Raw genomic sequence first — 7366 nt, 5'->3', positions numbered from 1 at the left:
GCTTGGTCTTCACCAGTCGAGCCTATACGCACCTGGTGCGCAGCTATGGCCTGAAGCAGGAATTCATCACGCCGCACTGCCCGCATCAAAACGGCATGGTCGAGCGTGTGATACCTACGCTCAAGGATCAATGTGCCCACCGGCAGCGTTTTGAAAGCCTGCAGCACGCCAGCCGAGTGATCGGTGACTGGATCCAGTTTTACAACCTCCGGCGGCCGCATCAGGCACTGGGGATGAAGACACCCGCTCAAACGTATGCTTTAGCGGCCTGACCTGTGCAGAAATCGCTGGGTCATTACACGGCGGCGCAGTGCGTGCATTGGCTGCAGTGCATCGCCCAGGCACTTTTGCAATACTTCGGTTGCGCGCATGGTGTGGTCTCCTCTGGTGGCTTCGTAAGCCGTGAGGAATGACCGCATCAATGGCGCACTGTTCCTTCAGTTTGCGCACAAGATGTTGATCGGACGTAGATATACGTGGGAAAACCTCAGGGGTAGAACCTATGGGTGACATCGCTGAGGGTACTGCCGCTACACTCGAAACGAGCAATACGGCGCTGGATTCCCTACCCCTGTCTTGGCCGGGTATCTTTGGGCAAGGGTGATCAGTTTTCGGCGAACACGAATAGCCCCAATTCCAAGGCGCAGGTCATCATGAGCAAACTGGCACGAGGGCCGTGGCGCCGCATTCTCTTGATTGGGTGCGTGCTTGCCTGGAGTGGACCCTTGCTTGCCGATGGATCCGGTTCGGTGGGTCAGGCGCAGCCCTACTACCTTGGTCAAGGCCTCTATTTCCCGCAGCAGGCTGTGCGGGTTGGAGGCTACGCTGACGTGCAGTTTCATGGTCTGGACAATCATCGCAATGCGCTCGCCATCGAAGACCTTAGCCTGTTCCTGACCAAGGACTTCGGGGCGCGCTGGAAAATGTTCAGTGAGGTTGAACTGGGCGACGCCGTGACCGTGACCGATCACCACGTCACCACTCGAAATGCCAATGTCGATTTGGAGCGCCTTTACGCCGAGTATCGAGTAAGCAACGGAATAACGCTTCGCGTCGGCAAGTTTCTGACCCCGGTGGGCCAATGGAACCTGATTCATGCCGATCCGCTGGTGTGGTCAGTCTCTCGCCCGCTGACGACCACGGCAGCCTTCGCGCGCCACAGCACCGGTGCCATGTTGTACGGCACGGTAAGTCTGCAAAACCATGACCTCGACTACTGGCTGTTTGCTGACGACAGCCAGGCGATCGGCTTCGCCCGAAGCCATGACCTGGCCTACGGTGCCTACGGCGCGACCAATTCGCTGAAGAACGATTTCAGTCATGCAGTGGGCGGTCAATTCCTCTATCACATGATGGATGATCGGCTCAGTGTCGGCGCATCGGCCGCCCGCTATACATTGAGGGATCCGCTGCAGCAGTATCGCCTGATTGGCATCGACTTTGCGTGGACTGGCCGCCACGTGGAGTTCAGTGGTGAAGCACTGCAGCGCACGGCAGACAACCCGACTCTGCCCGATGAAGTTGGCGGCTTCGTGCAGGCCGTTGTGCCACTGCCGCGGAAACTTTACGTGGTGGGCCGCTATGAGCGCTACAGAAGCTCGACACAGCAGGGAGCCCTTTCCATTCGTAGTATAGGGCTCAACTATCGTCCCGTACGCGGGCTTTTCCTGAAGCTTGAACGACTCGATGGCTCTCGCAATGCGGCACTCGACCCGAGTGGCTGGTTTGTCTCTGCCGGCGTGATTTTCTAGGTCATGGCATGCTGTTGGCTCCGCGGTCTGCTACTTCCTTTCGCCCTCACGTTGGGTGGCAGCATGGTATCGAACGCGGTGGCGAAAGGCGCCAATGACCGGCAGATTGCCATCATCGTCTCCCGACACACGCCTGTGACAACGATCGACAATAATCTGCTGCGTAGCGTCTTTTTGAAGAAAATTTTTCTGGACCCTGCCAACCACGTCTACGTACCAGTGAATTTGAAGCCAGACAGCAAGTTGCGGCGTGATTTCACTCTTGCCGTCATTCACATGGATGAGCCGCAATTGCAGAGTTACTGGAATCGGCAGTATTTCCAGGGTATCAGTCCGCCATTTGTCCTGGGTTCGCAAACGGCCGTCGTGGATTTCGTGGCCAAGACTCCTGGTGCGATAGGGTATGTACGGCCCTGTTACGTCAATGCGAAGGTCAAAGTGATTCTTCTTTTGACCGTGATCGGGGCGCTGGCCGATGCTGCGCCGGAGCACTGTCCGTCGGACGGCCGTCATTGAGCCATATATTCGCCTACCCCCTGATCTGGCCTAGACCCCGCAAATAATTGCAGACAACCAGTGCGTGCTGCACGAATGGTATGCCTTGAATAGCTGTAATACTACTGAAATATACATATATATCATGTAGTTATTGGTATGGCTCGAATTTTGCTCACTGCAGTTAACCCCGGTTCCCTGCAGGAGCGCCAGATGTCCGTTGAATCGCTTGCCCACCACGCTGTCCGACGCTTTCATGTGCAGGACGCCGAGCCTGTCCCTGTCAATTCGCGTGAACGCACTTGCACAGGGGGCGAGGAGAGTGCGGAGGCGCAGTTAGCCGACACGATCAAGGTGGTTCTGTATTCCCACGACACCTTCGGGCTGGGCCACTTGCGTCGCAACCTGGCCATCGCCGGGAGAATGCTCGATTGCAATCACCGGTTTTCGGTTTGCCTGATGACAGGATCTCCTGTCATCAACCAATGGAAACTTCCGCGCGGTCTTCAAGTTCAGCCCTTGCCGCCGGTAGTCAAGACCGGGGCGGAGCAGTACGCACCACGCGACTCTGCTCAGCTGTTCAGCTTGGTCAAGGGCTACCGCGAAGCACTGATTCTGAATACCGTGCTGCGTCACCGCCCGGATGTGTTCCTAGTGGATCACGCACCGGCTGGCATGGATGGGGAATTGCTTCCGACGCTGGCTTTGATTCGAAGGGAACTGCCCAATACGCGGACCATTGTGGGCCTGCGCGATATTCTGGACAGTCCGGCAACGGTGCAAAAAACCTGGCGCGAACAACAGATATATTCGCTGCTGGAGCAGGCCTATGACGATATCTTCGTGTATGGAAGCAGGGAGCTGTTTGATGTGGCCGAAGGCTACGGCATGTCAGCAGCACTCGCTGCCCGCGTACGCTATTGCGGCCATGTGGTGGCCGCGAAAGCCACCCACAACAGCGCTGAACCTGCCGCGCTGGAGCAGATCTGCTGGAACCCCGATCGATCGCAAGGGAAGCCGGTGGTACTGGTCACTGCCGGCGGCGGCGGCGATGGGTTTCCGCTGATGGATGCCTACCTGGGGGCGCTCGAACATCTTCCGCCAGGCATGGTGTACTCGGTGATGGTTACCGGACCTTTGATGCCCGGTGCGGAAAGCGCCGCCTTGTACCAACGGGCCGCGCATCGGCCAGACATCGAATGGGTCGATTACACGACTGATCTGGTACCCAGTCTGCGTGCCGCCGACCTGGTCGTCGCGATGGCGGGGTACAACACGAGCGCCGAAATACTTGCTATGCGCAAGCGCGCCATCCTTGTCCCACGGGCAGCGCCGCGAGCGGAGCAGCGCATGCGTGCGAGTTTGCTTGCGCGACTCGGTGTGTTGTGGAGCGTAGAGCCCGACGCCGATCTGGTGCAGCGGCTTGCGGCTCTGATCCCCGAGGTACTTGCCGCCAAACCGTTGTCTGATTCGTCGAGTGTGTCGATCGACCTCAATGGAGCCGAGCGGGTCACCGAGTATCTGCTGGATAGCTCAAGGGAGAGGACGACGTTGATGGAGCACATGGCATGAACGCGAAGGTGAGAAGGCCAGTTGCTTACGTGATGAAGCGCTACCCGCGCCTGACGGAGACCTTCATCCTGAATGAAATTCGAGCCATGGAGCGGTTGGGCGCGAAGATCAATATTTTCTCGCTGTTGCCGCCGGAGCCGCCGCCGCATCACCCGATGGTGGCGCAGGTGCAGGCACCGATCCATTCGCCGGTAGCCACCGGCTTCGGCAAGTGGACTTGCTTGGCCCGAGCCCACGGCCACATGTTGGCCTCATCGCCGTTGCGTTACGCGGGTGCCGTGTCGCGGGCAATCGTGTGGTCTGCCCTCTCGCCCACTCCGTTGTCGGTATGGAAGCAGTTTGGACGTGGCGCCTACATAGCAAGCACATGCCGACGTTCCGGCATTCTGCATATCCACGCCCATTTCGCCAATGCGCCGGCGGCGTCGGCGCGCTTTGCGAACCTGATGAGTGGTATTCCCTACAGCTTCACGACCCATGCCAAGGATCTGTACCTGACGCCGCCACACGTTATTCGCAAGCGTGCGCGCGCCGCCACGTTTGTCGCCACGTGCACCGATTACAACGCCCGCTACTTGCGGGACCTGCTGGGTGATGACGCCGACAAGGTTCATCTGGTCTATCACGGTATTGACTTGTCCCAGTTCAGTCCGCGTGCCGAGCAGTCGGCGTGCACCTCGACCCCACCCAAGCTTGTGCTTTCGGTGGGTCGTTTGGTTGAAAAGAAGGGTCACGACGATCTGATTGCCGCCTGCGCGATGCTGCTTCGAAAAGGCCTGGATTTCCGTTGCATGATCGTCGGTGAAGGTCCATTGCGCAGTGCCCTTGCAGCACAAATCGATGAATTAGGGTTGATCGGGGTGGTGACGCTTGAAGGTGCCATGACGCACGCGGAGCTCGTTGCACTCTACCGCCATGCAGACGTGTTCGCGTTGGCGCCTCGCATCACCGACGACGGCGATCGCGACGGCATTCCGAACGTGATCGCGGAAGCCATGGCGACCGGCGTGCCTGTTGTTTCCACCGACGTATCCGGCATACCGGAGTTGGTCGTCCATGAACAAACCGGTCTGCTGGCGCAGCCAAGCAATCCTGTCTCATTTGCGAATGCACTCGAACGGCTGCTGGTTGATCCGAAACAGGCGGTTAGCCTCGCTCAGGCGGCACGCCATCGCCTTGAGCAGGACTTCGATCTGTGGACAACGACGCGTCGGCTGCATGCATTGATTGATGACTGCCACGCGTGCGGGGATGTTCATGCCAACGGTGCTGATGTCGTCAATGGCAAGGCCAGTCCCGTGGAGGCCGGATCATGAAAATTCTCTACCTGAATCCCGACCGTGGCATTCCAGTGCTCGGTGACAAAGGTGCCTCCGTGCATGTGCGTGAGTTTGTCACGGCGGCGGCGGAACTGGGCCATGAGGTGGTGCTGGCCTGCGCCACGCTGGGCAGTGGCAATCCTGCGCCTGTTGGACGCATCGTTTGCCTTGAATACAACGCCAGCGAAACGGAACTGAAGGCCGAGTGCGTGGCGCTTGGCATGCCAATCTCCGCGCTGTCCGACTTGACTCTGCGTCGCGAGGTGAGCCGCATAGCCTATGACCGCACGCTTCCAGCTCGGCTGTGGGCGCAACTGTCCAGCATGGGCTTCAGACCCGACCTGGTCTATGAGCGGCATGCCCTGTTCCATCGCGAGGGCATACGCGTTGCCAGACAATTCGGCGTACCGCGGCTGCTTGAGGTGAATGCGCCGCTGGTCGATGAGCAACGCCGGTTTCGCGGGTTGAAGCTGGAGAGCGAGGCGCGGCTGGCCGAGAAAGACTCGTATCGTGGGGCCGACGCGATCGTCGCCGTATCCGATGCGGTTGCCGCCCACGTCGCTGGCGTCCTGGGTAGCGATCAGAAGGTTCACGTCCTGCCCAATGGGGTCAACCTGGCACGCTTCGGCAAACATGAAGGCAGCGCCGCCGTGCGCGAAAAACTGGGTCTGGGAGAGGAGCCGCTACTGGGCTTTATCGGCAGCTTCAAACCCTGGCACGGCATGATGTTCTTGCTGGAAGTATTCCGGGCCTTGCACGAACTTCGCCCACATGTGCGCATGGTGGCGGTTGGTGACGGACCGGAATGGGAGACGATTCGCCAGCGTGTGTCCGACTGCGGGCTGGATCAGGTCGTGTTGCTTCCGGGACGGGTGCCGCACGCTGAAATTCCCGCATGGCTGGATGCGATCGACGTCAGCATCGCACCTTATCTGCCGCACGCGGACTTCTATTTTTCACCGTTGAAGATTATCGAATCCATGGCGGCGGGGCGTCCCGTGGTGGCTCCGCAGATTGGACAGATTGTCGACCTGATTGATGATGGGAAAACGGGGAGCCTGTACGCGCCCGGCGATGCAGTTGGCTGCGCAAAGGCACTGTTGGACCTGATTGACCTCCCGGACCAGTGTCGATTGATGGGGCAGGCGGCCGAGCGGGAGGCGGCCAGTCACAGTTGGTGGCATGTGGTCGAACAGGCGCTTTCGCTGGCACCCACGCCAGCGCTGACGCGCGCGGTGGCATTGTGAGGTCGGTAACCGAACATCCTTCAGCGTGGTTGCTGGACTACCTCAGGAAAGAGTGGCTGGCGCTATCAGGTGGCGCGCTGCTGATGAGCGTTCGAGCCCTGGTGCTGGTGGCTCTTCCATGGCCGCTTAAGTACATCCTCGACAACGTGATCTTCAATCATCCGTTGCCAGCAAAATTGCAGGCGATGTTGCCAGCATTCGTTCAGCATGGAATGCCACTGCTGAACCTGCTGGCGCTGCTCATGTTAGTCCTTGGAGCGGCGGACGCGTTGTTGGTCTATCTCGGCAACCGGGTTTTCCTGGATGCCGGACAGCGCGTGGTCTTTGCGATCCGCTCCGACCTGTTCGCGCACCTTCAGCGCCTGTCACTGGAATTTCATCGTCGTCATCGTGGCGGCGAACTGATGTCGCGACTCAGTGGTGACGTGAAACAACTGCAGGATTTCGTCGCCGCCCTCGGTATTGACCTGTTGCCTCATGCGCTGACCATCCTCGGGATGGCCTGCGTGATGTTCCTGATCGACTGGCGCTACGCGTTGATCGCCCTTTCCGTGGCGCCGCTGCTGTTTTATATCGCCCGGTTCTACTCACGCCGGCTGAAACAGGCGGTGCGTCAGGTGCGAAACCACGAGGGCACGCTGTGGGGCTTCACCCAGGAGATCCTGGCCAGCGTGCAAGTCGTACAGGCGTTTTCACGTGAGTCGCACGAGGATGACCGCTTTGGTGAGCATGCGGGTAAGAGTCTCGCGGCGAGCATTCAGGCCAACATGGTGCAGGCGCGTTACGGACCGACGATGAACCTGGTCATCGCCGTGGCGACAGGCGCAATCGTCTGGTACGGAGCCTCACGGGTCATCCGCGGGGTGTTGACGCCGGGTGATCTGCTGGTTTTCCTGGCCTATCTGCGAGGTATCGCCACGCCCGCCCGCCAGCTTGCGAAGGCCGGCAGGGTGATCAGTCGTGCCGGCGTGGCGTTGGAGCG

General features: G+C 59.5%; 7 protein-coding genes. All 7 read left to right on the top strand.

The window, feature by feature from the left end; translation table 11 throughout:
- Positions 1–272, top strand: a 272-nt coding sequence (locus PF446_RS12755) for an integrase core domain-containing protein (protein WP_298072193.1), incomplete at its 5' end; no start/stop codon positions are given.
- 381 nt (positions 273–653) lie between these two features.
- On the top strand, positions 654–1751 hold the full coding sequence (locus PF446_RS12750) for a hypothetical protein (RefSeq protein ID WP_298072191.1): 1098 nt from the start codon (positions 654–656) through the stop codon (positions 1749–1751).
- A 63-nt stretch (positions 1752–1814) separates the two neighbouring features.
- Positions 1815–2267 carry a hypothetical protein gene (locus PF446_RS12745; protein WP_298072189.1) on the top strand — a complete coding sequence of 151 codons (453 nt, stop codon included), beginning with the start codon at positions 1815–1817 and terminating at the stop codon, positions 2265–2267.
- A gap of 138 nt (positions 2268–2405) precedes the next feature.
- A complete protein-coding gene (locus PF446_RS12740) occupies positions 2406–3818 on the top strand; it encodes a glycosyltransferase (protein ID WP_298072187.1) in 1413 nt (470 codons plus the stop codon).
- Positions 3815–5134: a glycosyltransferase gene (locus PF446_RS12735; protein WP_298072185.1), complete on the top strand. Its 1320-nt coding sequence runs from the start codon at positions 3815–3817 to the stop codon at positions 5132–5134. Before PF446_RS12740 ends, PF446_RS12735 begins: the two co-directional genes overlap by 4 nt.
- Entirely contained in the window at positions 5131–6384 is a 1254-nt protein-coding gene (locus tag PF446_RS12730; protein ID WP_298072183.1) for a glycosyltransferase family 4 protein, read from the top strand. Before PF446_RS12735 ends, PF446_RS12730 begins: the two co-directional genes overlap by 4 nt.
- 83 nt (positions 6385–6467) lie before the next feature.
- The coding region (locus PF446_RS12725; protein ID WP_298072181.1) for an ABC transporter ATP-binding protein at positions 6468–7366 on the top strand (899 nt) is incomplete at its 3' end.

This window comes from Oleiagrimonas sp. (assembly GCF_027858935.1).
In the GTDB taxonomy this organism is placed as follows: Bacteria; Pseudomonadota; Gammaproteobacteria; order Xanthomonadales; family Rhodanobacteraceae; genus Oleiagrimonas.
This window is presented reverse-complemented; position numbering and strand designations above follow the sequence as displayed.